Below are 26172 nucleotides of genomic sequence, written 5' to 3' on the forward strand. Positions count from 1 at the left end.
GTGCTTTTGTCGGCGGGCCGACAGATGCAACCCGCAACCTGCGTCACCCTACCCCTCACTGAATTCAGCCAACCTTTGGTCAATCAAGAATGAGGAAGCGGATATGGATGTGCCTGTTACCAGAAAACGGGTGACCCTCAACAATTTGCACGACAAGAAAAAGCGCGGCGAGCGGATTACTTCGATCGGCGTCTACGATGCGCCACTCGCCGCCATCGCTGACAAAGTCGGCTTCGATCTACTTGTTATCGGAAACGCGGGTCCAATGTCGTTGTTTGGCCATGCCGATCCCACGACGGTCAAATTCGAAGAGCAGCTGTTTATGACCCAGGCGGTCAGCCGCGTCACGAAGTATGGCCTCATCGTCGCGCACATGCCTTATCTAACTTACCACTCTTCGAAGGAAGATGCGGTTCGTAACGCTGGTCGCCTCGTGGCCGAGGGTGGTGCTCATGCCGTAAAATGCGAGGGTAACCGTTATACTGCAGAGTATGTCGCTGAGATCGTGCGTGCTGGCATTCCAGTCATGGGTCATATCGGCATGCAGGCGTCGCGCCGCGTAGAACAAAGCGGTTTCGGTGTGAAAGGCCGGACTGCCGAGGATGCCCGCAAGATTCTCGATGATGCGGAAGCATTCGTTGAAGCTGGCGTATTCGCATTCATCTTGGAACAGGTGCCCGCCGAATTGGCCGAGTTCCTCGCCAGTCGCTTGGATGTTCCAGTGATCACGCTAGGCGGCGGCACAAACGCAGACGGCATATACCACATCGCAGGCGACGTGGTTGGATACAGTGCCTTCCCTATGCCAAAGAACAGGCGCAGCTTTACTAATGTCCAGCCGCTGCTTGAGGAAGGAATCACAAAATACAAGGCCGCCGTTGTCGACGGAAGTTATCCCGCAGAGGGCGACTCGTTTCGAATGAACGAGGGGGAGTTCGAGAAGTTCATGGAGTCGTACGGAAGAAAAACCAGTCTAAAATCCGTCATTTAGTTCTTGTCTTGGGAGGAGACAAAATGAAGAATATAGTTCGCACCTACATTGCTGCAGTCTTGCTGTCAGCCGGCATCGCTGGTTCTGAAGCGTTTGCCGGCGGCACGCAGCAATCAAGTTATGAGAAAATCGTTGCGCAGCAAACCCAAGTGGCCGGTGATGCAGTCAACTTGCGCTCAAACTACTGGCTAGCGTGGACCGGAGCCTGGGACACGGTCGTCATGAAGGAGACGCGTCTGTGGGAGAAGTGGCTGCCTGCCGGCAGCCAGGTCACTTGGCAGCGCAACTTGCAAGGCCCCCCGGTTATCACGGATCTCCTGAGCGGTAAGCAGCAGATCGGCTACATCGGTGACAACCCCGCTATTGTGTCGACCACCAAGCGCGACATCGCTCCTGTCAATCTGGTAGCCGTAAACACCATCTCGCCGGGGCGTATGTGTGGCCATCTTATTCTCGGAAAGGGCGCGCCTGAGTTCACCAACTACAAAGACGCCATCAAGTGGCTAGAGGGGAAGACTATCGGCGTGCCCCGGGGAAGCTGTGCTGACCGCCTAGCGCAAGTGATAGTAAAGCACGAAGGTATTAACGTGACCTGGCAGCAGATGCAGGCCGAAGTCGTGGTCACCAGCCTGCAAGCCGGAAAGATTGACGCCGCTGCCGTCTACGAGCCGCATTCGTCTAAGGCTGTTTTCGACGGCTATGCCAAGTATGCGATCTCGTCCAATCCGTATGGTGAACTAGATGCCAATGCCGTCGTAATGCGGCAGGACTTCATCGAATCCAATCGAGATGTCGCTAAAGCCTGGCTCAAGGCGAACATTGAAGCTCTGTATTTTCTCAAGGAACACCCAATCGAGACGATCGAGATGGTGAAGAAGGAGCTGCCTGGCTACACCAGAGAAAACCTCTGGCACGCGATCTACGGCAATCTGCCAAAGGAAACTGGCGCAAGCGACACCGTGCTCGTAGGCGCTATGAGTTTCACCAAGGATGTCAGAGACCTTCTGCAGCGCGGGCACGACTTCCTGCACGAAATCAAAGTCGTGGTCGAACCGCAATTCGATCCCAAGGCCATCCAAGATGATCTCGTTACCGAGGCATTCAAGGAACTTGGCCTCGACCCCAGCCAACCTCTCTTCGTCATCAAGGATGGTGACATGGGCACCAATCCTTTCAAGGGTGACGAGCTGGTCAAAAGCTAAGGCACCTGGCGGAAAATGGCGGCGAGATCAACTGTCGATCTCGCCAGCCTGAGATGGGAACAATCGAGATGCAAACGCAAACAGTTACTCAGCTCGCCGCGACTGGCGCGAGCCCCAGCAGTATCATCTTTTCTGTCGCCGGTGCGGACAACGGAAACCGCGAAGCAGCGCTGATTGAAGCCTTTCGACAGAAAAACGGAAGCAGTCAGGGCAAGGTTGGACGGCTTCTCAGAAGCTCTTCCCTGCGGTATGGCGCACTGGGCTTTGCAGTGTTCCTGGTCGCTTGGTATTTGGCTACGGATCTGCTGAAATTGCCTCGCTTCAACTTCCTGCCGTCACCGGTTCTGGTCTTTTCAGAGTGGATGAGTAGGGAACCGACGCATGGCGTATCGATATTCACGCCGATCTACTATGAGCACATCCTCGTCAGCATGCGCCGGGTTTTTCTGGCGTTCGCGATTGCGGTGCTTGCCGGCGTACCGCTCGGCATCCTCCTTGGTTGGAGCCGAGCGTTTCATAATTTCTTCTTTCCAATTGTCGAACTTCTACGCCCGATCCCGCCACTAGCCTGGGTGCCGTTCGCCGTACTCATCCTGCCCGGTGTTGAGACACCCGTCGTCTTCGTGACGCTGCTCGCAGCTTTCTTCGCGACGGTTCTGAACACTGTCCTCGGTGTCTGGTCCATCAATGACGACTATTTCCGAGCGGCAAGCTGTCTCGGCTACACTAGGTTGGACGTGCTCACCCGCGTCATTGTCCCGGGGTCGATGCCGTTCGTATTCACTGGCTTGCAGATTGCCATGGGCGTGTCCTGGTTCTCACTGGTTGGCGGCGAGATGATTGCCGGCAGATCCGGCTTGGGTTTTCTGATCTTCGACGCCTACATGCAGGTCGCATTGCCCAACATCGTCATCGGTATGATTACGCTCGGCATCCTCGGATACGCATCCAGCGCAGCGATCCGGCGCTTGGGCGACCGGCTGATGGCTTGGCAGTCCAAGGGAAGGAATTCACAATGACCAGGCTTTGGGACTCTAAACTTTTCAGTTTGGCGCACTGGTCACGGCGCTTGCGCTCACCGGTTCTGTGGCAAGGATTGGCCGGTATAGTCACCTTCTTTGCCGTCTGGCAGATCGCAAGATGGCTGGGGTGGATGGCGATTATCCCCTCTCCGATTGAGCTTGCGGAGGGTATTCCTGAGGAGATTGCACAGACAGGCTACTGGCAGAATTGGATCGACAGTAGCCGCAGGGTTTTCGTCGGCTTCGGCATAGCCGCGATTTCAGCCATCGTAATCGGCGTCCTCATGGGTATGAGCACCAGGCTGCGCGCTGCCATCTTCCCACTATTCGAGGTTATGCGCCCGGTCCCGCCTCTCGCCTGGCTCCCGCTCGCCATTCTCTTCTGGCCGAGCTCTGAGATGACGATGGCGTTCCTGACCTTCATCGGTGCCTTCTTTCCGATCCTCCTGAATGTGCTGGCAGGTATAGACAAGGTTGACCGTCGCTATGTCCAAGCAGCTTTATCGCTAGGGTCCAGCCGCGGCGCCTTGTTCCGGCGAATTCTGGTTCCAGGCGCGCTACCATCGCTATTCACGGGTCTCGCTATTGCCATCGGCATCACTTGGGAAGTGGTGATCGCGGCCGAGATGGCGTCGGGCACTAACGGTCTCGGCTACATGACGTGGGATTCGTATATGACGCATTCGATGATTGGAATTGTGCTCGGCATGCTGAGCATCGGACTGGCAGGCATGGCCTGCAGTTGGATGATGCGCTGGGTCGGCCAAATCGCCACCCCCTGGCAGAAATAAGGAGGCGGGAAGATGTTGAGCACTCATGAACGTGTCTCGCTGTTGCGCGCGAACATTCATCTCGGACGGGGGCCAGCCAAGTTGCTGGAAGAGCTTGCTGAAGCCGCCGAAGAACTGAGCTTTGCCAAAGGCGAGGTGGTCTTCAGCCGGCGTGATCCGTCAATCTACTTCTATGTTCTGGTCAACGGGCATGTGTCCCACCCGGAAGTTCAGGCGGCCGAGGAGCAGTTTGCCATCGCTAGGGAAACCACGGCACCAGGCCAGTTATTTGGCTGGGGTGCAGCGGTGGAAGGCATGCCGATCCGTATTATTTCGGCGCGATGCGACGAGCCGACCAGGGTTCTCGCGATCGACGGTAAGTGGTTCCAGGCACGCTGCCGGGCTCATGGCGAGCCCGGGTTGAACACGTTGCAGGGTCTGGTCCGTGCGTTTGCCGGCCATGAGCGCAATATCGTGGGGCGCCGTGGCTGGCTGTCCATCCGTAGCGTGCAGAAGGTCTACGATCCTTTCGGCAAGTCGGTGGTAGCTGTCGATAGTTGCTCGGTCGAGATTCGCCCGGGCGAATTCTGCGCCATTGTCGGCCCATCGGGTTGCGGCAAGTCAACATTGCTGAACGCTGTAGCCGGCTTTGACACGATTACCTCCGGAGAAATCTATCTGGATGGCCAATGCATCAACTCCGCCACTATGAAAGCCCAACCCGGCCCAGATCGCATCGTTGTTTTCCAACACGGAGCGCTGTTTCCGTGGGCGACAGTATTGGAGAACATGATCCGTGGGCCGATCGTACAAAAGAAGATGAACAAGCATCAGGCGATCCAGAAGGCGCGTGAACTGCTCGCTCGGGTCGGCCTGAGCAAAGTCGAAAACCTCTATCCCACGGATATGTCATCCGGCATGTGTCGTCGTGTCGAGATCGTGCGAGCGTTGATGAATGACCCGCGTGTCATCCTACTGGACGAGCCATTCCGGGGCCTCGACGCGCTAACCAAGACGGTTGTCCATAACGCGCTTCTGGAAATTTACGAGATGGAGAGGAAGACGATCCTCTTCATTACCCACGATCTTGAAGAGGCGATTTACCTCGCCGACCGTGTCTTGGTCATGACGACGAGACCCGGCAGCATTAAGCAAACGATTTTCGTTGATTTGCCCAGGCCGCGGCCGACTGAACTCTTGGGTCAGCCGGAATTCCTCCAGCTGAAGGAGAATGCGATCGGCGCTGTTCATGAAGAAGCGGTGAAAGCCTTCGAGGCTGGTGAAAGGGAGATGGCATAATGACAAAATCTTCAGCCACATCAGGTGGCCATTGTGTCGTTGATTCCGTTGGCAAGGTTTATTCGTCATCTGGGAACGATCTCGAAATCGTCCTCAAGGATTGCAGCTTCGAAGTCCCGGCCGGAAGTCTGACTGTTCTTCTCGGACCGTCGGGCTGCGGCAAGAGCACGATGGTAAAGCTAATCGCTGGGTACGAAACCCCGACGCTGGGGCAAGTCCGACTAGACGGCGTTCCGGTTAATGGTCCGAATGCCGATCGCATCGTCGTCTTCCAGGAAACGGCGCTGTTCCCCTGGATGACTTTGCAGGAAAATGTTGCTTACGGGCCGGTTCAAGCGGGCGAGGCCAAAGCTGCTGCCGAACGAGAAGCAGGCGCGTTATTGCGCACCGTCGGACTTGCCGGTTTCGAGCATCGCTACCCAACTCAGATCTCAGGCGGCATGCAGCGACGTGCAGAAGTTGCCCGTGCTCTGATCACCCGACCCAAATTGATGTTACTCGATGAGCCATTCCGCGGCCTAGATCATATGTCTCGCGGACTGATGCAGGAATACTACTTGAAGCTCTTCGATGAGCATCGCATGACGACCTTGTTTGTTACGTCGGAAATTGATGAAGCGATCTTCCTGGCGGATCGGCTAGTCGTTCTCAGCTACAAGCCGACAGTTGTGAAGACCGTGATCGATGTGGATTTGCCGCGACCGCGCAACTTCCAGATGCTGACCTCTGCCACCTATGGCCGGATCAAGGAACAGGCGCTCGATCTCCTCTACAACGAGGCCCTGAAAGCCTTTGATCAAACACCCGCTGCGGCTTAGGGGCAAGATACATGAAGATCATTAAAAGCTTGTTTGAACGGAAGTCTGCCGCCGAACCTACAGCGCCTGCCGACATTTCTGGACTCCTCAATGGGTTTTCGGTCGAGGTTCTGCCTAAGACAGTCGGTAGACTCCTGGAACGCTCAGAAGGGCTTCCTGCCCGCAGTCGAGTGTATATCGCTTACATCCAAGGGACTGATATTGTCGACATGGTAAGTACAGCTCGGCGCCTAACGGATGCCGGATTTGAGCCTATGCCGCATATTCCTGCACGGCTGGTGAAGGATCGGCAAACGCTTTCCGACTGGGTCGCCCGTTACAAGAATGAGGCAGGAGTTCATCAAGCCCTAGTGATTGGCGGCGGCGTTGATCATCCGGTGGGCGAATTCAGTTCCTCCATAGAGTTGATGGCGACTGGGGTGTTCCAAAAGGCAGGGTTCGATCGTCTGCATGTGGCAGGGCATCCCGAGGGCAATCGTGACATCGACCCAGATGGGACGGACAAAAATACGCTTGCTGCACTGAGATGGAAGCAGGAGTTTTCCGAACAGACTGGGGTGGATATGGCAATTGTCACACAATTCTCATTCGACAGCCAACCGGTGATCGAATGGGCACAACGATTGTCCGCGGAAGGCATCCGACTTCCGATCCACATTGGAGTGCCTGGACCTGCAAAGTTGCAGACCTTGATCCGCTACGCTCTCCATTGCGGTATCGGACCGAGCATTCGCGTGCTTCACCGGCGAGCTGCGGATGTGACGCGTATGATGTTACCCTTTACGCCGGAAGAGTTCCTGAATGGCATTGCTCATCACAAAGCTGCAAATCCAGGAAGCAAAATCGCCGTCTCACATTTCTTCCCACTTGGCGGCATTGATAAGGTCCTTGAATGGAACGCCCGCTTTACGCGGGAAGTGGGCCTCCCGGACGTTTGTTGAATCCCTGGCCTCAAGCTGGGCCAACGGCCAAGTAGTCGGACACGTTTATTTTAAAGCAGCAGTGAACCTACGGCGAAAATGTCATCTTGTTCCAGAATCTGATGAACTTGCCAATCGCAAGCGTGGTAGCCATCGTAGCGGTGGCCGGCCTAGTACGCGGCGTTACTGGTTTTGGCGGGGCGATGTTCATGGCCCCGCCACTCAGTTTGTTGGTCGGGCCCGTCCAAGCTGTCTTGTACGCCTTATTTCTGGAGTCGATCGCTGTACTGGCGATTATCCGTTCGATTTGGCCTCGGCTGAACCCTCGTACGCTTGCCTTCGTCGGAATCCCGGCCTTGTTGAGCGCCCCTGTCGGTGGTCTCCTGCTGACTATTCTCGACGCGAATATCATCAGATATTTGATCGCGACTACTGTGGTGATATTCAGCCTGCTCCTCATGGTCGGGTTTCGCTACGATGGGCCGCCTCGTGGCACGACTTCAGCGATTCTGGGAGGTTTCAGTGGAGTTTTGTTCGGCGCGACCAGCATGGGAGGCCCTCCCGTCATCCTGTATCTTCTCTCAGGCCCCGACCATCACGATGTAACCCGCGCCAATCTCGTTGCATATGTTAGCGCCGTCTCGGCGGCAGCACTTGTACTACCCTGGTATGGGGGTGCACTAACGGCAGCAGTCACCCTCAACGCGCTCGCATTGGCCGCGCCTTACCTGCTCGGAATATGGCTCGGCAGCCACTGCTTCTCGTTCTTGAGCGAAAAACTTTTCCGCCGCACAGTGCTAGGATTTATGCTATTGAGTGGATTGGTCGCGCTTTTAGGCTAGTAGAGCTTGCGTTCGTGGTTGTTATGCAGCGCGACTTGGATTGGATTGCATGAGATGCATTCGGAATGCTGTTGTCTGCAGCGTTCTAGTGAAGTTCGAGTGGCGTGGATGAGTCAAGCTGTTGTGCACTCGGATTTCGACAACGAAGCACCATGGTATTGGCGCCCGGTCAATCTTTTCGACGGCACGCCATCCGAGACGCGGCGAGAATTCTTTAATTGTGCGAAAATGCGCGGCTTCGCGCGAGGTGAGCATGTTTGCCTTGCCGACGAACTAGCTGACCATCTGTATTATGTTGTCGCCGGCTTAGTTAAAGTTGAGCACATCACAGCCACTGGAAATGTCACTATATTCTGGTTCTGCGTCCCCGGTGATCTATTCGGTGCGGGCGGCATTTCTGGCAGCCTTAGGCAGGGTGTCTATAGCAGGGCCGTGGAGGATTCTCAAATTGCGCTATTGCGACGCACGCAATTTGAAGAATTGGTCGGGAACCATCCGAGGCTGGCTCTCAATGTGATCAAACTCATGGGTGGTCGTCTAAGGCTGGCATGCGATGCGATGGCCGAGGTAACCCAACGAGCAAATCTGAGGGTGGGCCGTCTGCTCCTGCGTTTGGCAGAGAGTTGTGGACAGTGGACGAATAAGAATGAAGTGGCGATCAGGGCCCGCATTTCACAACAGGAAATGGCCGACATGGTCGGATGCACGCGTCAGACAGTTACCGAGGTCTTGCAGAGCTTGTCTCGGAGCGGAATCATTAGGATAGAGAAGAGAACCATTCACATCCCAAGCGTGGAGCGGCTGCGGACTTGCGTTGAAGATGCCGAAATGACTGACGGCGGTAGTATACTGTAGACTTTCTGCCATCGAACACGAGTCATTTTCCAACGCGCTGGTGTGGCGATTCGCGTTCTTCGTCTTCGGCGCAATGTCATTGCATAGCTCATTCGGCTGAGTTGGCGTTCTCAATCTCTGCCTTGCTAGTTCAATCTGCGCCCATTTCCGAGACGATGTAAATTCGACTTAGGGGCCGAGAGTGCTCTAGCGTAGAATTGCGTGCACAAAGGCGGGTCCGCTTTGCGCCTTCTACACGGTCGTTCGGCAGAGAGGCGCTGAACCCTAAAAGCGGCCACTAGATTTGGCAGCTCCCCGCAAGTTGCCGGCATCCCTTTGCGCATTGCGTAGCCGTATTCCTCGATGAGGAGCGGGTATGTAGGTCGTCTGGAACACCGGAAATTCGTACGTTTTAACTTCACAGGGTTGTTCGAGTAGATGATAAAGGCCAAATGATGCCGATCAGGACGAGAGCGTCTGTAAAGGGGGCAAGATGCATAAACATGATCCAGCTCGTCAAATCAGCTTTATTCAGCAAGCCCTTTCTCAGAACCGAAAGCCGATCGGCTTCTTCCTCGGCGCAGGCTGCCCCCTGTCGATCCGCGTCAATCACCGCGAGGAGGACGGGAAAACCGTTACCGACCCGCTGATCTGGGATGTTGCCGGATTGACGAAGGTAATCGCCAAGTCACTTTCGAGTGGAAAACCCGAAAATCCCAAAAGCTGGGACAAAATAGTTCAGATCGTTAAAGACGATGGCGGCGAAAGCGGCAATATTGAGCTCCTGCTCAGCCGCATTCGCGTATTCGCGAGCGTTGCCGGCAGCGGGAATGTGCGCGGTCTTACAAGGGCCGAACTCACCGCGCTCGATACTGAGGTCTGCAAGGTCATCTCACAAGAGGTCACTCGCTCGCTTCCGACCAGGGACACCCCCTATCATAATCTCGCGATCTGGAGCCGTTCGATCCGCCGAGAGCGGCCCGTTCATCTCTTTACTACTAACTATGACCTGCTGATGGAGCAGGCGCTTGAGGAAAGTTCGGCGCCCTATTTCGACGGTTTTATCGGTGCGCGAAAGGCGTTCTTCGATTTGGGCGCGGTCGAGGATGAGGGCCTGTTGCCTCCGCGGTGGACCCGGCTCTGGAAGATCCACGGCTCGCTCAACTGGCGCCTTGAAAATGAGACCGACGTTGTTCGAACCGACGAAAAGACCGACAAGCAGAGCTATCTGATCTACCCGTCGCACCTCAAATATGACCAGAGCCGCAAGATGCCCTATCTAGCGATGCTCGACCGTCTCAAGGCTTTCCTGCTCGCTCCATCCGCGCTGCTGTTCATTTGCGGCTATTCTTTCGCTGACGAGCATATCAACGACGTGATCTGCCGTAGCCTCGAGGCCAATCCGACCGCACATGTCTTTGCCTGCGTTTTCGGCGAACTAGAGTCAGATAACTACAAACTCGCCCGCCAGTGCGCGCTGTCGAATCCCAATCTCAGCTTGTTAGGTTTCGACAAAGCTATCATTGGTCGCACACCGGGCGATTGGACTGCCGACGGATCGGATGATCTTTTGCTTCCGCCCAGCATTCTCGTGAGAGATGGCGACAATGTTACCTTGCGGCTCGGAGATTTCGCAGCACTCGGCACTTTGTTGCGTGGCCTCTCCGGTGAAGGTGTGAGCGATGTTGCGGCCTGATCGCGCTGATCGGGCGACCGTCATCGGAACGGTTCAAGACGTCAGCGGCACGTCGGTCAGCGTGACCCTGACCTCGGACCGATTTTCGGGCCTGAGCTTTGTCCACGGCCAAGGTCATAAGATCGGTCAGATCGGCAGCTTCGTCAAAATCCCGATCGGCTATGTCGATCTCTATGGGATCGTCTCGCAGGTCGGTGCCAGTGCGGTGCCGGAAAAGGCGGCGCTCTCCATGCCCAATGGGCTGCGCTGGATGACAGTCCAGCTGATCGGCGAAGGCTATCGGACTGGCAGATTTCAACGCGGAATCTCGCAGTACCCAACCTTCGAGGATGAAGTTCATCTTGTCTCCGAGGCCGACCTCCAGGCGATCTATGGACGATCGGACAAGCAGAACCATCTGGTCCGCGTCGGCCATGTGGCGGGAAGCGAGTCGATCGACGCGCTGGTCGACGTGAACAAGCTCGTCACGCGCCACAGCGCTGTGGTGGGAACGACCGGCTCGGGCAAGTCGACGACGGTGGCCGGACTCCTCAACGTCCTGTCGGATGAGAGCCGCTTCCCCTCCGCGCGAATCGTCGTCCTTGACCTTCACGGAGAATATGCCAAGGCGCTTGGCGACCGTGCGAACATCTTTAAGATCAGCCCGGATGTCCGCAACATCAACGAGCACCGGCTGTGCATCCCATTCTGGGCGCTGAGCTTCGACGAACTCATGCGGGTGACCTTCGGAAGCCTTCCGCCCGATGGAAAAGCGCGCAACATCATCCTCGAGCAGATACTCGAAGCTAAGATCGCAAGCCTGACGGCGCAGCCGATCGCCGGTGTCGATCCCGCCAGCATCACCGCCGATAGCCCGGTGCCTTTCTCGCTGAACAAACTCTGGCATGACCTCTATTGCCGCGAGTTCGGAACCTATCTCAGCGCCAGCGGCGCGAACCCGTCAGATCAGGCGACCTGGGCCTATGAATGCGATCCTTTGGGCGCGAAGATCGTCGGGGATGCGCAGGCCGCGGTTCCACCGCGCTTTCGCAAGGTCAAGAATGTCGCCTCCGATCCGGAGAAGATAAATTGGCTCCCCGACGTCCTCAACATCCGGGGGCCGCTTGAGGCGCTCGGCGCCCGGCTTCGCGTCGCGCGCTACGACTTCCTGCTGAAGGCCGGCGATTGGCATCCCGAGCTCGACGGCACGACGACTAAGACGCTCGCCGAGCTCGTCGGGCAATGGCTCGGCAGTGACAAGCCGATCACGATCCTCGATCTGTCGGGCATTCCCTCGACGGTGACGAACGACATCATCGGCAGCATCTTGCGTGTCCTTTACGATGGTCTCTTTTGGGCGCGGAACCTCTCGGAAGGCGGGCGCGAACGCCCGCTGCTCGTCGTGATGGAGGAGGCGCACAGCTACCTTGGCGACGATGGCAGCAGCGCGGCCTCGATCGCGACCCAGCGCATTGTCAAGGAAGGGCGCAAATATGGGATCGGCGCGATGATCGTTAGCCAGCGCCCGGCCGAGATCAATCCCACGATCCTGTCACAATGCGGGACCTTCTTTGCGATGCGGTTGAGCAACGCCACCGACCGCTCACATGTGACCAGCGCTCTCTCCGACAACCTCGAAGGTTTGACGAGCATGTTGCCGGTGCTACGCACCGGCGAAGCCATCATCCTCGGCGAAGCGGTAAGGCTCCCCATGCGGACAATGATCCAGGCGCCACCTCGCGATCGTCGCCCCGACAGTCAGGATCCACTGATCTGTGACGAAGCCGCGCCCGAGGATTCGATGACGCCAGGCGGTTGGAACCTGCAAATGCACATCGCCGCGGACTATCGCTATTTTGTCGAGACTTGGCTCCAGCAGAACCCGGTCCCCACCCCGCCCAAGAAGGAGTAAAACATATGGCCTGGCAGGATTTCGCTCCCTTCACCTCATCGAACATCGCCGCAATCCGCTACGATGAAGATCGGCTGCTGCTCGAGATCGAGTTTCACAACAGCACCCGCTATCACTATTTTGAGGTGCCTCCGCAGATTGCCCAAGCCTTCGATCAAGCCGGATCGAAGGGAACTTTCCTTGCATCGACCATCAAGGGTCATTATCGCTACAGCCGGGTCTAATATGCCTCTTGTCAGCCTCGATCAGAAAAATACTCGCGTTCAGTTTGGTGCATTCGAGGTCGACAACAAGATCTTGTTCGAATTCTTCAACAAAGCTCCGGCTGCCGAGCGCGACGAGCAGCTTCACAAGGCGCTCTATATCGGCGTCCTAGCGTTGATGGAGGACCGGCTCTCGAGCTTCCTTTCGAGAACCGCGAACGAGCTCGGCACCGAGCTCGAAAGTCTTAAGCTTATCTTCGACATGAAGAAGGAGCTTTTCTATCGGTCCGCGGTCAAGGGTGTGCTCGCTGAAACCGACATCGCCGACTTCCTGTCCGAGTTTTTAGCTCGCCAGAAGATTGCTGACCGCATCGAGCTGACCGGCGACCGGGCCGGTGCGATCCGTAGGAATAAGACGGGCGACATCGTCTGCCATCTGGCCGGCGACAGCGGCAAACGGATCGCGATCGAGTGCAAGTTCGACAAGAGTATCCGTCTTGGCGACATCCGGACCAAGGACATCTTCACGAAGAAAGCGGATACGGCCTGGAGCCAACTCCTCGAAGCACAAGCGAATCGCGACGGCCAGGCTGGCATCATCGTGTTCGACGCATCGCTCGTCGATAGCAGCATCCTGGTTGCGGTTCAGGATCTGAAGTTCTTGCCCGGTATCGGCCTAATCGCGATCATCGATTCGCAGAAGGGTGATTATCGCAACCTTGCCATCGCCTACATGCTAGCGCGCGACATCGCTCTGAACGCAAAGACAATCGAGCTCGACACCGATGTCCTCAAGATCATCGTCAATCGGCTAATCAAGGATGCGCGCGACATGGCACTGGTGAAGCATCTCGTCACCGCCAATATCGACAATATGAAGCAGATCCTCGCGCAGATCGAGAAGGGCATCCTACTCGCCGAATTCAATCAGCGCTACCTCATCAAGTTCCTCGCCGAGGGTACCCTCACAAAGGAGGATATGCTTGCCTTCTACGCGGGCGAAGAGGTCAAGGAGCGCTTCCGTTTAGTCGAGCGGGAAATAGGAGATCTTTGCTCTTGACGTGGACAGCGCCCCTATCCGCTTGTCGCGACCGAGAGCTGACTGTCTGCAATCGGCCCCTTTTTCAGGCAATATTTGCCCGGCCGGCTTTGCGGCTCCATCGCCGCCGCTGGGGGCATCCTCGTCGCCCCCTACGACGTGATAGTATGCGGCTCAGGCGCTCGCCCACACTCGGAGAGGCATTCTCCAAGTCTCCATAAGATAGGCCTCTGTCGCAGACAGCAACTCCAGATGTTCTGCTGCGACCTTCCTGCGCGAGTAACCTGGCTGGACAAGTGTCACAGCGAACTCTGCATGCATGTCGTGGCTTTGCCCGATCATACCGAGTAGAACTGCCATTGTGCCTCTCTCAAAGCGCGACGGCTGGCCAGACGACACCCTCTCGAGCTCACGCTGACGGAGATGGTTCAGCATGTCTCTGAACCTTTCCGCCCAGCGGACGGACTTCTGCGCCTGACCGCAAACCTCATAGAGGTCCTCGACGCGGGCGCCCGGTGCGGTCCCGGCGGAATACTTGCAATGGAACAGGTCGATCAGCAGCGTCCGGCCGCTGCGTCGTATGGCCACGACGTCGGCGACCTCGCCGGTGCCATCGTCGTCGAAGATGATGTCGTAGGGTGTTGCGCTCGCGAGCAAGCGCTCGATCACATGGCGCTGAACGGTTCCGGCCTTCTTGGCAGATCCCTGCGATTCAGCTTTGATGTTGACACCGCTCCAGTCGATGGACTCGATCTTGCCGGTGTCGAATGCCGGACGCGACTCCCTCGGCAGCACTAGGATGTCCGGCGCGATGAGTACGTCGCCGTCGGCAAAATAAATGTGAGGCGGATCTTCGTGAAATACATCGACGAGCGGGCGCTCCTTGCGGGTCCTGCCGCGCCTGACGATTACCGTGCGCCCCTCGGTCTGGGTAAATACGGCACCACCGCTTCCGATCTTCAGTTCGTAGCTGGCCGACCTTGCCCCACCGAGCACGTTGAAGCGGATGGCGTCTCCAATGTCGTGTCCGGCAAGTTCGATCTCGCAGTTGAAGAACGGGTGCTCGCTGTCCTCTAGCACCAACTGAAGGTTCTCTTCCGACGTGTCGAGGAACTCCTCCGGCCAGGCGATCCCGATGGGGACTTTTTTGGCAGGGAGGGAGGTCAGGCGTTGCGGACGAACGACGTTGCGGAGAATGGTCTCAGGGGTAATCGAGGTATTCAGCAGCTTCCGGCCGAGGTCGTGGCACCAGTCGATCCACTCGGAGAAGCTGTTGGATGTCCGATAGGACCAGAACTTCCCTTTGCGCGAACAGCCGATCGTCTCCTTCGACGCGTGCCTGCCGATGACCTGGCCATCATCATCAATGGTCTCCAGGTCGATGTAGCCGAGCCCAAAGAGGTTGGTCTTGCTCCGCGAACGGTTGCCAGGAAGGGTATCCAACTGGTCGGCTATATCCGAACCCATGAACTGCGAGTATCGAACCGGCTTCCGCTGGGTCTCACTGAGGCCGAGGTTGGTCAGCATGAGGCGCCGGAACCCGTGTAGTACCCGGAATACGTCCTCACCCGTGATCCGCATCACACCGGGGCCGGCCAGCGCCTTTGCCAGGTCGGCATGCAAGTCGGCCAGATCAGATCCGTGGATGAAGAGCAGCTTCAGCTCCGGATCCCAGTGCGCCATCACTAGGTTATAATACACGTTGCGGACTGACTTTACGGTCGTCCAGCGTAAGCGCTCCTCATCCCGTCGGACATACAGCAGGAGCCTGTGTTCCGCGTTGAGGGCCGGTGTCTCGACGATCGTTGACCATTGGCTCGCAACCGTCTCGGCAGATTCCGGCGTCCACTCGATGCAGTCGGTCTGATAGACGACCGTACTGAACCGCGGTTCAATGCTCTCCAATGGAAACGTCTCGGCCGCAACGTCCGCGTCAGGGAAGCCTGCAAAAAGGTCCTCGCGGCTCTGTTCGCGTTTGGTGCGGTTATGCCCTATCACCGAAAGGATGCGGTTCCAGTCTGAATCCTCGGCAAAGAGTGCGTTGAGCGAGGAAGTCGCGTCGCCAGCCTCGATGTTGGCAATGACGGTTGCCGAGCCGAGGTCGCTGCGTATCCGTGTGAACCTGCCGACAAACTGCAAGGTTACGGCTTCGCTGCGGTGACGGTCGTGAAGCCCGGCGATCTTGAGATCCGGCAGGTCGAATCCTTCGCCCAGCATGTCCACGCACACGATGATACGAGAGGCGCCGGAACGTAGCTCGGATAGGGCCTTGGCCCGCAACGGCGCTGACATGTGACTGTGGATCAGAACAGGATTGTATTCCGGGAGAAGCCGCGCGTAGAGGCCGTGCAGAGCTTCCGCGCGCTCCACATTGCTGGTTCTTGCCATGGCAAGGTGCGCAAACCCAGCGGCCGCGTCTGCCTTCAGCTGCTCACCCACCTTTCGCGCGATCAGTCCGTCGGCCTGTTCTTTGCCCGAAGCGTGGACGGGTACGAAGTTGATCGAGGTGAATAGTCCGTCAGCTTGCGCGCGCCTGAGCGGGTAGACATATATGAACTTCCCGTCAACCCGCCGTCCGTCGTTCCGGAATGGCGTTGCGGTGAACTGCAGCACGATCTTGCCGGTGAACAGCGCCTTGAAGTCCCGCCAGGTGCTGGCGCCGATGTGGTGAGCCTCGTCCACAAAGAGATGCGTGACCCGCCCGGCAAGCTGGCCGCGCAAGTCGGCCGACATTGCAGTCAGCACACTCATCGTAGCGATGATGACCTGGGCTTGGTCGGTGAGGTCGTCAACGTCTTTTGCGGATTTCAGTGCCTTTGAGAGGACGGCAACGGTCGGATGCATCAGATCCGCTGGCACTATGCCGGCGGCCTTCAATACGTCTAGTCGCGCGAATTTTAGAGCGATCTGTCGGCGCAGCGCGTCCGACGGCACGATCACGAGGAGGCGCTCTATCTTCTCCGACACCAGCAGCGCAGCCATCGTGTCGGTTTTGCCTGTTCCGGTCGGCAGCACTAGGGTCGCCGCCTGCTTTGACACGCTCCAGTGCGCCTTGACGGCGAAGATAGCGCCCAACTGCGGTGGCCGGAATCCCGGCTGCAGCCGTTGCCCGGTGTGAACGACTTCTTCTTTCAACGCCAGCTTGCGAGACCACGAGTCCACGACGACCGATACGGCTGGACCGGGCGGTGCCTTCCGTGGATTGGGCAATATCCAGCGGGCTTCCTCTCCCGCCGCACCGAGCGCGACGTTGGCGGAACTGTTGATGTTAGGCACCCGCAGGACGGCGTCACAGCCAAGCAGCGAAGTCGTCGGCGTGTCTACGACCGCGATGACGCCCAAGCCAGGAGCGTCGACTTTCCAGAATCGCTGGCCCCGCGCTCCGGCAGATGAGAGCATCGAACACGAGATTTCCCGTTCGCCGTGAGCCAGCCTGTAGACGACGTTCCCGCCGATGCGCGTGATGCATGAAACTCGCTCGGGGAATTTGATGGTCTGCTGCTCGGCGAAAATATCGATCATGTGGCACACCGGTCATCCGCGACCAATACTATTAGCGTCTCGACCTATTTTAGTCCGCACCCGCCCACGAGTTACACAGTGATTTTTCGTCAGACATGCCGACAGCAGCCCTCGCTCAAATGATTATCCGAGAGGCCCCACGCTATCATTGTGTCCTAGACACCTCGCGTGCGACGGCGTGTCCCCGCTCGACATCCACACGTCGCCGTGGTGGCTAGAACAAGATCAGTCCAAGGGTGATCTTCAAAAGATGATCGGACGCGTTCTCGGGGGTAACGTCAGGACGAAACAAGGAACGGGCATACTAACGGCTTGGTCTTAGAGCGAGGCTGAAGTGGGCTGAGGCGCGGGAGCGTTCCGCACCTCTCCTTGGGGCGGTTGGGGCACCTGCCGGCAGGGTGCAGAAACAGACTAACCTCGAGTGGCAGGTTACTACTAGGTCCTTCCCAAATTCAGACTGTCCGCAATCGGCCCCTGATCGGAACTGCGCCTCACCTTAGCCGCCGAGCGGCTTCTTGCCGGAACGGAGGATGGCTTCCCGCCGTCATGCGGACCCAAAAACCGGCAGTGTTCGGCAAACTGCAGGACGAGCAAGGCGCAGACGCCAAATCGGCGAACGACGTTGAACTGGCACCGGAAGCCCCCGAGCCGGACGCGGAAAATGTTGCGCTGGCCGATGGTGGTGCCGGGGCCCCGGAGGGTGAGCCCTTCAACGTCGCCGCCGAGTGAGCCGCAATGGCCGGAGCAGCGACACGGTTCCGGTCAGCTTTCAGTCAGCCCCGTGAATTTTTCCGGCCGCGCCATTGGCGCGGCCGGGGACCTCGACAACATTACATTTGGAACGGCAGCAAGTGAGAGGCTATCGACAACACTTCGATAGTCGTAGCCTGGCGACCATCGTCCCGGATGACCCCGCCTCGCTACAGTCGAGGCGTATCATCGTTCATACGGACGATCAGCCGTTTACGGCATCCTTGAGCGCCTTTGCCGGCTGGAAGAACACCTTCTTCGAAGCCGCTATCTTGATCGTGGCGCCAGTTGACGGATTGCGTCCCTCACGTGCCGGTTTGTTCTGCACCTTGAACTTGCCGAACCCGTTGAGGCTGATTTCTTCGCCCTTGGCGGCGGCCTCTGCAATGCTTTTCAGCACATCCTCGACCACCGTCTTCGCTTGGGTTTTCGACATGCCATGCGCATCCGCAAGGCGTTCGGCAATATCGATCGTGTTTACAGCCATCGTTTCCATCCCTCTGTTTGCGTTGGTTCGACGGGGGGCCTTATGCCACAGGCGATTCCGCACTGTCATCGCCCCAAGACGCAATCCGCCGCAAACCTTCGTTCGAACTGGGTATTTCCACCCCCGCAATCAACAAAGTCATGCAGCGCATGTCTTAACCTTGGAATGGAACGCTTGCCGCGAGGGGCGCAGGCGGACCTTTCCCGGTTCTGCCTCACCGTGCGTGCGGACACGAGTAGACGGATCATCGGCAATGCTGCTGAGGATCCCATATGACCAAGTCATCTTCGCCAGCGCTATCGACCATTTCCGCATCGATCGAGCGGAGATAGGGAAGTCGTCATGGTACGTTGGCAAATTGGCAGCCGCTGGCCACAGCAAGTGCACTGTGGTCCTTTGCGCCACCGCAAAGTGACGGCGGTTCGGGCAAAGAGCTGGGAGAGTCCAACCTCTCATCGACACTCCCTTGCGCGGCGGCCGATAACGCCTCGCGGTTGAGAGGCAGGCTCACTGTCCTCGCGAAACGGAGAAGCGCTCACGGTGCGAAGCAGGCGACCGATCGTTGTCGCCACTATGGCGGTTCCGACCTGGCTGTTCGTTCCAAGCCACGCGCACGGCGTCCTCGAATGGATTGGGTCTGACCGAAGACCGACTTTGCTTCGCTCAGCCTCGATCGTCTTCCCGCAACGACGGCGCTGCGGTTTCTTCCCCTGGCCGCTGCGCGTCCATTCCTCGCGCCCCAAGAAAGCCTTGCACTGTCGTCCTCCACTTCGTTTCAGCCCTTCGGGTGCGGACCGATCGTCTCCGGTCTCACGACCACCATCGAGGCCGCGATGGGCACGGCCCGAGAAAACAGAAGGCACCACCAAAATGGCTACGATCGGCACTTTCTCCCGCACCGCGAACGGCTTCTCCGGCTCGGTCAAGACCCTCAACCTCAACGTCAAGACGGTGACATTCGCCCCGCTGGAGGCGACAATGAAAAGGGTCCCGACTTCCGCATCTTTGCCGGCGCTACCGATTTCGGGGCGGCATGGAAGAAGACCTCGCGCGAAGGCGGCGACTACCACTCCGTCAAGCTCGACGATCCGAGCTTCCCCGCTCCGATCTACGCGAGCCTGGTCGAGACCGACACTGAGGGCGAATTCTCGCTCATTTGGTCCCGCCGCACCGCCGAGTGATCCGACCCAAACTCAGAGCCCCGCCGCAAGGCGGGGCTTCATCCTGTCCAGGTCCGCGGTGATTTGGCTCTCCGATACGACAAGCTAGGCCTTAGCCGATGCCCTGTGCTGTTTCTTCACTGGTGACTTCACCGCCACTGCGGACGTGGTCGCTGGCGCTGCGCGAGTTGCCCGTTTTGGTTTTTCTGCAACGGCTGGTACCGGTGCTGCCACCTTGCGACCGAGCCCGGATGACTTGGCAAGGAGCGAGCGTGCCGCGGCATAGTTCGGCGCCACCATCGGATAGTCGGAGGGCAGGCTCCATTTCTGCCGGTATTCGTCAGGGCTCAGATTGTAATGGGTTCCGATATGGCGTTTCAGGGATTTGAACCTTTTTCCGTCTTCCAGGCAGATGATGTAATCCGGCGTCACCGATTTCTTGATCGACACTGCCGGTTCCAGCTTGACTGCGGCCGGGGCCACAGGCGTGCTGATCCCTTGCAAAGCTGCATAGGTATCTCCGATCAGCTGGGGCAGCTCGCCGACCGGCAGTGGATTGTTCGATACGTAGGCGGAGACGATGTCGGCGGCGACCGATACGAGATCCGTTTGATCGTCCGGTTCGGGGGAAAAGATCATCGAAATTTCCTTTTGTTCTCACGAGCACGCTGAAAACGTGTGCTTGTCGATTTCGCCAATCAGGCAAACAATTTGCTATCCTCGCAACAATCCTCATTCTTTGCCAATAACAAGCAGCTAAGCTTCGCTTCCATCATTCTAATCGGCTGCGGACGAGCCTTGCCGACCGTTTCAGGGAAGCGAGGGGACTTTCCCTCGCTTCCCCGCCAATGCCGCCTGTGCAGAGCAGGGCCGCCGGCTCGCAAAGCGGCCGACGCTTAGAAATTCCGCGCATCAATCTGCAACCGCTCCGCTCGACCGCGCAGCCCGGCTCCGCGCGCCGGCATTGGCCCCCATCACTCCCGCGCGCTCACGCGCCCCCGGAAGGCATGCCGAGGGCCATGCCTTCGGCACCCAACGGAAAGAGGAGTGATCGCAATGACCATGACCACCAGCATCAACGGCGAGAGCAACAGACAGACGCAGGCAGCTTGCGGCGGCTTCAGCGTAGACATCACACGCGGCGAGCGGATTGGGCGCGTTTCCTCGGAATGGTTTTCGCGTCCCGATGACGAGCGCTATCTGAGCCTCACCGAGCTTTATGATGCCGTGAAGCAGCGAGCGGACCGCGCCACCGCCCGCATCGTCGAGAGCCGCGCTGTGCGCGTAGAAGCTACCCGCGCCAATGCAGAGCGGCTTTCGCTAATCATCCCCGGACAGGACCAGCCAGTCGCGCCGACGCATTGGAGCTTCGGCCAGCTTTGCAGCCTTGTCGCCGCACCGGCCACCTACATGCGCCAGCTTCCTGCACCGCTTGCAGGCATCAATTTGCAGCACGGTCTTTTGAGCCATCGGGCGGAATTGATGAAGACCCTCGAGACGGAAGACGGACGCATTGAGCTTCGCGCCGTGACCGGCCCGGACTATGGCCGTATCTGGGATCACGAGCTTGTCGCGGCCGTCATGAACATAGCGGGTAACGGCACCGGCGACACCATGTGGAAGGTGCCGGGCGTTCTGGATTGGGCGACCATGACACACAATCCATTCGTCGATATCACCAAGGACACGACCACGCTCTACGCCAGCGACCGCGACGTGTTCCTGTTTCTGGTGGATGATACGCACCCGATCGAAGCCGGACGGCTCCCGAATGGCGAGCCGGATTTGTATTTCCGTGGCTTCTATTGCTGGAATTCGGAAGTCGGCAGCAAGACACTAGGCATTGCGAGCTTCTATCTTCGTGCCGTGTGCATGAACCGCAATCTGTGGGGCGTGGAAGGCTTCGAGGAAATTAGCATCCGGCATTCGAAGTTTGCAGCACTTCGTTTCGCTCACGAGGCAGCGCCCGCACTGACGAGCTTTGCGAACTCAAGCCCCGCGCCGTTCATCGCCGGCATCAAAGCCGCGCGAGAGAAGATCGTCGCCCGCACTGACGAGGACCGCGAGAACTTCCTGCGCAAGCGCGGTTTCTCCAAGGCCGAAACCGGGAAGATCATCGAGGCCGTGTTGCAGGAGGAAGGCCGCCCGCCCGAAAGCATCTTTGATTTCGTGCAAGGCATGACCGCGCATGCCCGTACCAAGGCGCATCAGGACAGCCGCCTTGAACTGGAAGGCAGGGCGAAGGCCCTGTTGGCAAGGGCGGCATGAGCAAACGAAAAGCCGCGTGGCGAAAGTCTCGCCGCGCGGCCTTTCAGGTCCGCGCGGTGCGGCCGTTTTTGAAACACGGCGGCCGCTCGCCGGGCTCTACCCGGCTCGCGATGCGACTGCTGCCATTTTGAGCACAGCCACAAGAAATTCGCTTGGATTTCAGAGGTCTGAATTCGCCCGTTGAGCAGATCAACTGCTAACGCTTTCTGGCGGGCATACTCGGAACTGTTGCCACCTCATTCAGAATATCATGGGGATCGAACCCGATCGTTTCAGCCAGATCGAGAAACTCGATCACATCCAGGCGCCGTCCTCCCGACTCGATGGCTGCGACTACTGATTGATATCGATCGATCGCGTTTGCCAAGTCGGCTTGGCTCAAGCCTGCAGCCTTGCGCCTGTCCACGATCAATTGGATAAGTCGCAAATGTCTTGGCGACCGAAGTGTCTTTTGCATTCGCTGCCGGTCCTTGACGAAACCGGCAGATCAATTAAATGGGAATCCAGATAATCAGAAAATCTGGTTATCTGGTGAATGTCGCCGCTTGTGCTTCGACGACTTTTGGTGGGCCGTGCTTAAACCACTCCTCGATCCTGATGTCGCCGACGTTGCGCCGGATGCCCCAGTCCTGACCGGCTATGACGAGGAGCGGCTGCTCACCTACATCCGCCTGCTCGACGCAGCGGCGGAGGATGCGGACTGGCGCGAGGTGGCCAGGATCGTCCTGCATATAGACCCTGAGGAGGAACCGGAGCGGGCGTTCCGGTCGTGGGAAACCCATCTTACCCGCGCGCGATGGATGACGACGAATGGCTATCGATATCTTCTGGCCGGCGGTGCGCCGCACTGAGCGTTCGCCACGCTTTGCTGAATCAGCAGAGCGGTTTGCCGACTCTCCAGCTACCCAGCCTGCGTATCGCGCCAGATGGTGTTTCCGAAGCCCGCAGCCAATGCGGACATCGGGAGAGCACATTGCAAGGCGATTGGACCGATCCGGCAGCCTATGCGCATATGCGCGGCTACGAAGCTGCAGAGTTCGCTGCCGAGTATCTGATCCGAAACGACGAGTTCGTCGCCGAATGCAGCCAGCTTACTTCGCAGAATTCGGGTTCCGGAGAACTTGTCGGTCCGCCCGACTTCGCCGCTCGTTGGGGCGCGCGATTTCTCAGTCACCGGTGACGGGCTTCCGTTAGCTAAGAACATCGTCTGGACGGAACAGGCCTCGCCGCGTGTGCTTCGGGCCACGCGGATGCCTGTCTCGATGAATCCTTCTCACCAGGCAGTCCATCTTCCCAGGCTCCCCAACGCCAGCGTTTGGAAGCAGAACGAAGATTTGCATGTTCTTTGGCCAGCTTCGCCACCAACGCATAGGCTGGTTGCCGAAAACTGCGGCGGTCCGCCCGACATCAATGCGATCCTTCTGCCGCTCGACGACGCCTTCGAAACACGGCTCGACGCAGCGCGTCGGTTCTGGCGCGTATTGAACGGCCGGCCGACCACTCCAGCCTATGGCGCGCTGCCGAAGCAAACGGAGGCGCGGCACACTCTCAATCTGCGCGCTCATGACGCCCGCCGCGCAGGCGCCGCCTACCGCGAGGTCGCGGAGGTACTGTTGTCACGAGAATCGATTGCGCCGCGAGACTGGCGTGATCATCATCTCCGGCACAAGGTTCGGGCGATCCTGCGGCGCGCGGACCATCTGGTCGCCGGCGGTTATCGCGATCTTCTCTTCTACCCACACAGCCGCAGCCGAAAATCCGATCGCTGAAGCCCTTCGTCGCAGGGGTAGCAAAAACACGTCCCCCGATCTTTACCCTCCCTCGCTTTTCCTCATTTCGACCATCGTCCGTTTCGCGCGTCCCGGCAGGCCAGGACGACAGCAGAACCGGATGGAGATCGAGCGATGTCGAAGGGTCCCGCGGACGCGCCCCCAAAATACCTGCGAACCAAGGAGGCAGCGCCCATCGTCGGCCTTTGCGCTCGCACGCTGGAAAAGCACCGGACTTATGGAACCGGCCCAAAATACCGCAAGGTGGGCGGGCGCGTTCTCTACGACATCGACGACCTGCACGCCTGGATCGAACTTGGCGCGCGCACCTCCACCAGCGATGCCAACGCAACTTATGTTCCGCCCGCCAAGCCGCATGCGGCGCGTGCGCCGGCCTATGCCGGCAGACGCGATCCCATTTCCTGACCTGCTGGGGTGGCGGCTATGCGGCATCGTTTGTCCGACCAGAGTCAGCTTGAGCTGTTCCATGCCCGCTCAGGCGCCATCGCGCCACGCGATGCCCAGGACCTCATGTCGTGGCCGTTCTTCTCACTCGCCAAATCCCGCCGCGTGACACCGATCGACTTTCGCATGGGCGAGGTGTCGATCCGCGTCGAGGCGACAGTCGAACACGGCATGGCGACGATCTGGGATGCCGATATCCTGATCTGGGCAGCCAGCCAGATCGTCGAAGCACGCGACAATGGCCTTCGCACATCACGCCTGATGTCGGCTACGCCCTACGAAATCCTTACCTTCATCGACCGTGGCGATTCCGCCCATAGCTACAGCAGATTGAAGGCAGCGCTCGACCGGCTGCAATCAACGACAGTCGCCACATCCATCCGCCAGTCGTCGGAGCGACGGCGCCATCGCTTCTCTTGGATCAACGAATGGAAGGAGCGAGTGGACGCTGTCGGACGGCCGCTTGGCATCGAACTCATCCTGCCGGACTGGTTTTATGCCGGCGTCATCGACGATGCTCTGGTCCTCACCATCGACCGCCAATATTTCGGGCTGACAGGTGGCCTCGAGCGCTGGCTTTACCGCCTAGTGCGCAAGCACGGCGGCCGTCAGACCCACGGCTGGAGTTTTGATCTCCGTCACCTGCATCTGAAGTCCGGCAGCCTGTCGCCGTTCAAACGCTTCACCTTCGACCTGCGCGAGATCGTCCGCCGTCAGCCGCTGCCCGGCTACCGACTGGTGCTCACCTTCGATCCCGACGGCCGATCACGCCTGACCTTCCAGCCCGACCCGGGCGACCCATTCGCCAACACCCTAACAACCCATCGCGCACCGAGCGGTCGCACAATCAAGGCTGCTAAATGACTGTGGACAGGCCCGTGCTATCAGGAACCGCAGCTCCCGTGCCATCGGGAACCGGATTCCCGTGCTATCAGGAACCGAAATCGGCCTTAAGTCCTTGTGGCGATTGCCGAACCGGCTCCTCTAACGTTTCTAACTGTGAATCCTTCGGATTCTCTCTAACGCAAAGTGCTGATCCACGCGGCTGTGGACGACGGCGGAGAGATGCCCCGTCGGTCCTGGCGAGCGACGAGATCTATTCTTACTCCCAGATCGCGGCCGATGTCTCCGACACCCGTTTCGCCTTCTCGGCCGCTGGCCTCCTGTCACGGAAGCCAGCATGAGCAATCTCACCCATGTCGAGCTTTTGTGGCTGAAGAAGCGGATCGAAAACTACATCCGGTTCGGCAAGGTTGCTGCAAACACGACTATCGATCGCAGTCGTCGTGTTGTCACCTTCGCGCCCGGCAGCATTTTCGCCTTCGTTCGCTGGACCGCCAACGATTTTGGCACCGTCGCCTCGCGCATCGATATCCTGCGCGCCGTTGCCGCCGGCGAACGCTGCGCGACCGTCGCCTATGTGCGTCCTGGCGCTGACATCCTGCTCACGGCTATCGGATGGCCAAATGTCGAAAGGGTGCTGAAGATCATCGACGCTGTCGAGGCGATCGACATCGATCCTGCTGACGCCTCGCCGGACTACTGGCGGCATGCCCACAGCCGGCTCGCAGCTAGAGAGGCGCCCAGGCCCTACACACGCCAGCGCCATGAGGCATGGCTCCTGCGCCGCAGGATTGAGCCATGAGCATGCGCGCAACGACCATTGCCATGATGCTCGGCAGTGCGGTCCTGGTCGCCGCGCCAGTGTGGGCGGGCCATCGACTGCAGTTCATTTGGAACGCATCAGCGAGCGTCCCCATGGGGCTCTACCGCGTCGAGCCGGTAGACAGGATAAATGTTGCCGATATCGCCGTCGTCATGCCGCCCGAGCCGTTGGCGGGCTTCCTTGCGGAGCGCGGTTATCTGCCGAACGGCGTGCCGCTTCTGAAGCGTGTGCTGGCACTCGGCGGACAGACCGTTTGCCGTCGCGGCACCGCGATCCTTGTCCGTGGCGTGACCCTTGGACATGCGCGCGAGCGTGACAGTCGTGGTCGGCCGCTGTTCGTCTGGCAGGGCTGTGGCGTCATTACCGATGGCGAAGTCTTCCTCATGAATTGGGATGCAGCCGACAGTTTTGACAGCCGCTATTTCGGGCCGCTGCCGCTCACTTCGATCATCGGCCGCGCGGTCCCGTTGTGGACCACCGGCCGCACTTCTCCGGCGCCGAATGGTTCTGGCGAAGCGGATCACCGCGAGCCGTGACGACTCGCCCAACCCCTATCAA

General features: G+C 58.6%; 26 protein-coding genes and 1 pseudogene. 23 read left to right on the forward strand and 4 right to left on the reverse strand.

The genetic code is table 11. The features are described from left to right. The first annotated feature begins 103 nt into the window (after window positions 1–103). The 13 genes from HNQ95_RS20040 (at window position 104) to HNQ95_RS20095 (ending at window position 13548) form a co-directional block, all read left to right on the forward strand. Window positions 104–991, forward strand: coding sequence for a 3-methyl-2-oxobutanoate hydroxymethyltransferase (locus HNQ95_RS20040; RefSeq protein WP_154385780.1), 888 nt, complete (start codon window positions 104–106; stop codon window positions 989–991). Between the two features lie 23 nt (window positions 992–1014). Then, window positions 1015–2193 (forward strand): ABC transporter substrate-binding protein, encoded by a 1179-nt coding sequence (locus HNQ95_RS20045; protein WP_154385781.1) that lies wholly within the window; start codon window positions 1015–1017, stop codon window positions 2191–2193. A gap of 53 nt (window positions 2194–2246) precedes the next feature. Further along, window positions 2247–3212, forward strand: coding sequence for an ABC transporter permease (locus HNQ95_RS20050; protein WP_246719256.1), 966 nt, complete (start codon window positions 2247–2249; stop codon window positions 3210–3212). Continuing rightward, window positions 3209–4006, forward strand: coding sequence for an ABC transporter permease (locus tag HNQ95_RS20055; protein ID WP_154385783.1), 798 nt, complete (start codon window positions 3209–3211; stop codon window positions 4004–4006). The genes HNQ95_RS20050 and HNQ95_RS20055 overlap by 4 nt, the downstream gene beginning before the upstream one ends. 12 nt (window positions 4007–4018) lie before the next feature. After that, a complete protein-coding gene (locus HNQ95_RS20060) occupies window positions 4019–5284 on the forward strand; it encodes an ATP-binding cassette domain-containing protein (protein WP_154385784.1) in 1266 nt (421 codons plus the stop codon). Then, on the forward strand, window positions 5284–6102 hold the full coding sequence (locus tag HNQ95_RS20065) for an ABC transporter ATP-binding protein (RefSeq protein WP_154385785.1): 819 nt from the start codon (window positions 5284–5286) through the stop codon (window positions 6100–6102). The genes HNQ95_RS20060 and HNQ95_RS20065 overlap by 1 nt, the downstream gene beginning before the upstream one ends. Window positions 6103–6113: 11 nt before the next feature. After that, window positions 6114–7043: a methylenetetrahydrofolate reductase gene (locus HNQ95_RS20070; protein ID WP_154385786.1), complete on the forward strand. Its 930-nt coding sequence runs from the start codon at window positions 6114–6116 to the stop codon at window positions 7041–7043. 86 nt (window positions 7044–7129) lie between these two features. Beyond that, entirely contained in the window at window positions 7130–7864 is a 735-nt protein-coding gene (locus HNQ95_RS20075; RefSeq protein WP_154385787.1) for a sulfite exporter TauE/SafE family protein, read from the forward strand. Between the two features lie 108 nt (window positions 7865–7972). Continuing rightward, entirely contained in the window at window positions 7973–8719 is a 747-nt protein-coding gene (locus tag HNQ95_RS20080; protein ID WP_182575121.1) for a Crp/Fnr family transcriptional regulator, read from the forward strand. A gap of 472 nt (window positions 8720–9191) precedes the next feature. Beyond that, window positions 9192–10394 (forward strand): SIR2 family NAD-dependent protein deacylase, encoded by a 1203-nt coding sequence (locus HNQ95_RS20085; RefSeq protein WP_154385789.1) that lies wholly within the window; start codon window positions 9192–9194, stop codon window positions 10392–10394. Between the two features lie 61 nt (window positions 10395–10455). Then, a complete protein-coding gene (locus HNQ95_RS20090; protein WP_312870957.1) occupies window positions 10456–12285 on the forward strand; it encodes an ATP-binding protein in 1830 nt (609 codons plus the stop codon). Between the two features lie 5 nt (window positions 12286–12290). Further along, complete coding sequence (locus HNQ95_RS33740; protein WP_246340899.1) at window positions 12291–12509, forward strand: KTSC domain-containing protein; 219 nt, start codon at window positions 12291–12293, stop codon at window positions 12507–12509. A gap of 73 nt (window positions 12510–12582) precedes the next feature. Continuing rightward, window positions 12583–13548: a hypothetical protein gene (locus HNQ95_RS20095; protein WP_246719258.1), complete on the forward strand. Its 966-nt coding sequence runs from the start codon at window positions 12583–12585 to the stop codon at window positions 13546–13548. Window positions 13549–13701: 153 nt separating this feature from the next. Here HNQ95_RS20095 and HNQ95_RS20100 read toward each other — a convergent pair whose 3' ends face one another. Continuing rightward, entirely contained in the window at window positions 13702–17049 is a 3348-nt protein-coding gene (locus tag HNQ95_RS20100) for a DEAD/DEAH box helicase (RefSeq protein WP_154385791.1), read from the reverse strand. A gap of 567 nt (window positions 17050–17616) precedes the next feature. Here HNQ95_RS20100 and HNQ95_RS20105 point away from each other — a divergent pair. After that, window positions 17617–17778, forward strand: a complete 162-nt coding sequence (locus HNQ95_RS20105; protein WP_154385792.1) for a hypothetical protein — start codon at window positions 17617–17619, stop codon at window positions 17776–17778. Between the two features lie 226 nt (window positions 17779–18004). On the opposite strand, the gene HNQ95_RS20110 is transcribed toward HNQ95_RS20105, so the two are convergent. Then, on the reverse strand, window positions 18005–18286 hold the full coding sequence (locus tag HNQ95_RS20110; protein ID WP_154385793.1) for an HU family DNA-binding protein: 282 nt from the start codon (window positions 18284–18286) through the stop codon (window positions 18005–18007). A gap of 870 nt (window positions 18287–19156) precedes the next feature. Between HNQ95_RS20110 and HNQ95_RS20115 the strand changes: the two are divergent. Then, window positions 19157–19467 (forward strand): annotated as a pseudogene (locus HNQ95_RS20115) (DUF736 domain-containing protein). 84 nt (window positions 19468–19551) lie between these two features. On the opposite strand, the gene HNQ95_RS20120 reads toward HNQ95_RS20115, so the two are convergent. Further along, window positions 19552–20085 (reverse strand): Ros/MucR family transcriptional regulator, encoded by a 534-nt coding sequence (locus HNQ95_RS20120; protein WP_154385794.1) that lies wholly within the window; start codon window positions 20083–20085, stop codon window positions 19552–19554. 417 nt (window positions 20086–20502) lie between these two features. On the opposite strand from HNQ95_RS20120, the gene HNQ95_RS20125 reads away from it, so the two are divergent. Next, on the forward strand, window positions 20503–21714 hold the full coding sequence (locus tag HNQ95_RS20125) for a DUF932 domain-containing protein (RefSeq protein WP_371818600.1): 1212 nt from the start codon (window positions 20503–20505) through the stop codon (window positions 21712–21714). A 196-nt stretch (window positions 21715–21910) separates the two neighbouring features. Here the strand turns inward: HNQ95_RS20125 and HNQ95_RS20130 are convergent, their stop codons facing one another. Continuing rightward, window positions 21911–22171, reverse strand: coding sequence for a helix-turn-helix domain-containing protein (locus HNQ95_RS20130; protein ID WP_154385795.1), 261 nt, complete (start codon window positions 22169–22171; stop codon window positions 21911–21913). A gap of 115 nt (window positions 22172–22286) precedes the next feature. On the opposite strand from HNQ95_RS20130, the gene HNQ95_RS20135 reads away from it, so the two are divergent. The 7 genes from HNQ95_RS20135 to HNQ95_RS20165 all read left to right on the forward strand — a co-directional run bounded on the left by HNQ95_RS20135 (window position 22287) and on the right by HNQ95_RS20165 (window position 26150). Further along, on the forward strand, window positions 22287–22565 hold the full coding sequence (locus HNQ95_RS20135; RefSeq protein WP_182575122.1) for a DNA -binding domain-containing protein: 279 nt from the start codon (window positions 22287–22289) through the stop codon (window positions 22563–22565). Next, complete coding sequence (locus HNQ95_RS20140) at window positions 22511–22894, forward strand: transcriptional regulator domain-containing protein (RefSeq protein WP_182585822.1); 384 nt, start codon at window positions 22511–22513, stop codon at window positions 22892–22894. The genes HNQ95_RS20135 and HNQ95_RS20140 overlap by 55 nt, the downstream gene beginning before the upstream one ends. 70 nt (window positions 22895–22964) lie before the next feature. Then, on the forward strand, window positions 22965–23483 hold the full coding sequence (locus tag HNQ95_RS20145) for a DUF2285 domain-containing protein (RefSeq protein ID WP_154385797.1): 519 nt from the start codon (window positions 22965–22967) through the stop codon (window positions 23481–23483). 135 nt (window positions 23484–23618) lie between these two features. Continuing rightward, window positions 23619–23909, forward strand: coding sequence for a helix-turn-helix transcriptional regulator (locus HNQ95_RS20150; protein ID WP_108605716.1), 291 nt, complete (start codon window positions 23619–23621; stop codon window positions 23907–23909). A gap of 18 nt (window positions 23910–23927) precedes the next feature. After that, complete coding sequence (locus tag HNQ95_RS20155; RefSeq protein ID WP_154385798.1) at window positions 23928–24812, forward strand: replication initiator protein A; 885 nt, start codon at window positions 23928–23930, stop codon at window positions 24810–24812. A 316-nt stretch (window positions 24813–25128) separates the two neighbouring features. Continuing rightward, complete coding sequence (locus HNQ95_RS20160; protein WP_154385799.1) at window positions 25129–25593, forward strand: DUF2840 domain-containing protein; 465 nt, start codon at window positions 25129–25131, stop codon at window positions 25591–25593. Then, window positions 25590–26150, forward strand: coding sequence for a S26 family signal peptidase (locus HNQ95_RS20165; protein ID WP_154385800.1), 561 nt, complete (start codon window positions 25590–25592; stop codon window positions 26148–26150). Before HNQ95_RS20160 ends, HNQ95_RS20165 begins: the two co-directional genes overlap by 4 nt. Window positions 26151–26172 lie beyond the last annotated feature (22 nt).

Source organism: Aminobacter ciceronei, assembly GCF_014138625.1.
Lineage (GTDB): Bacteria > Pseudomonadota > Alphaproteobacteria > Rhizobiales > Rhizobiaceae > Aminobacter > Aminobacter ciceronei.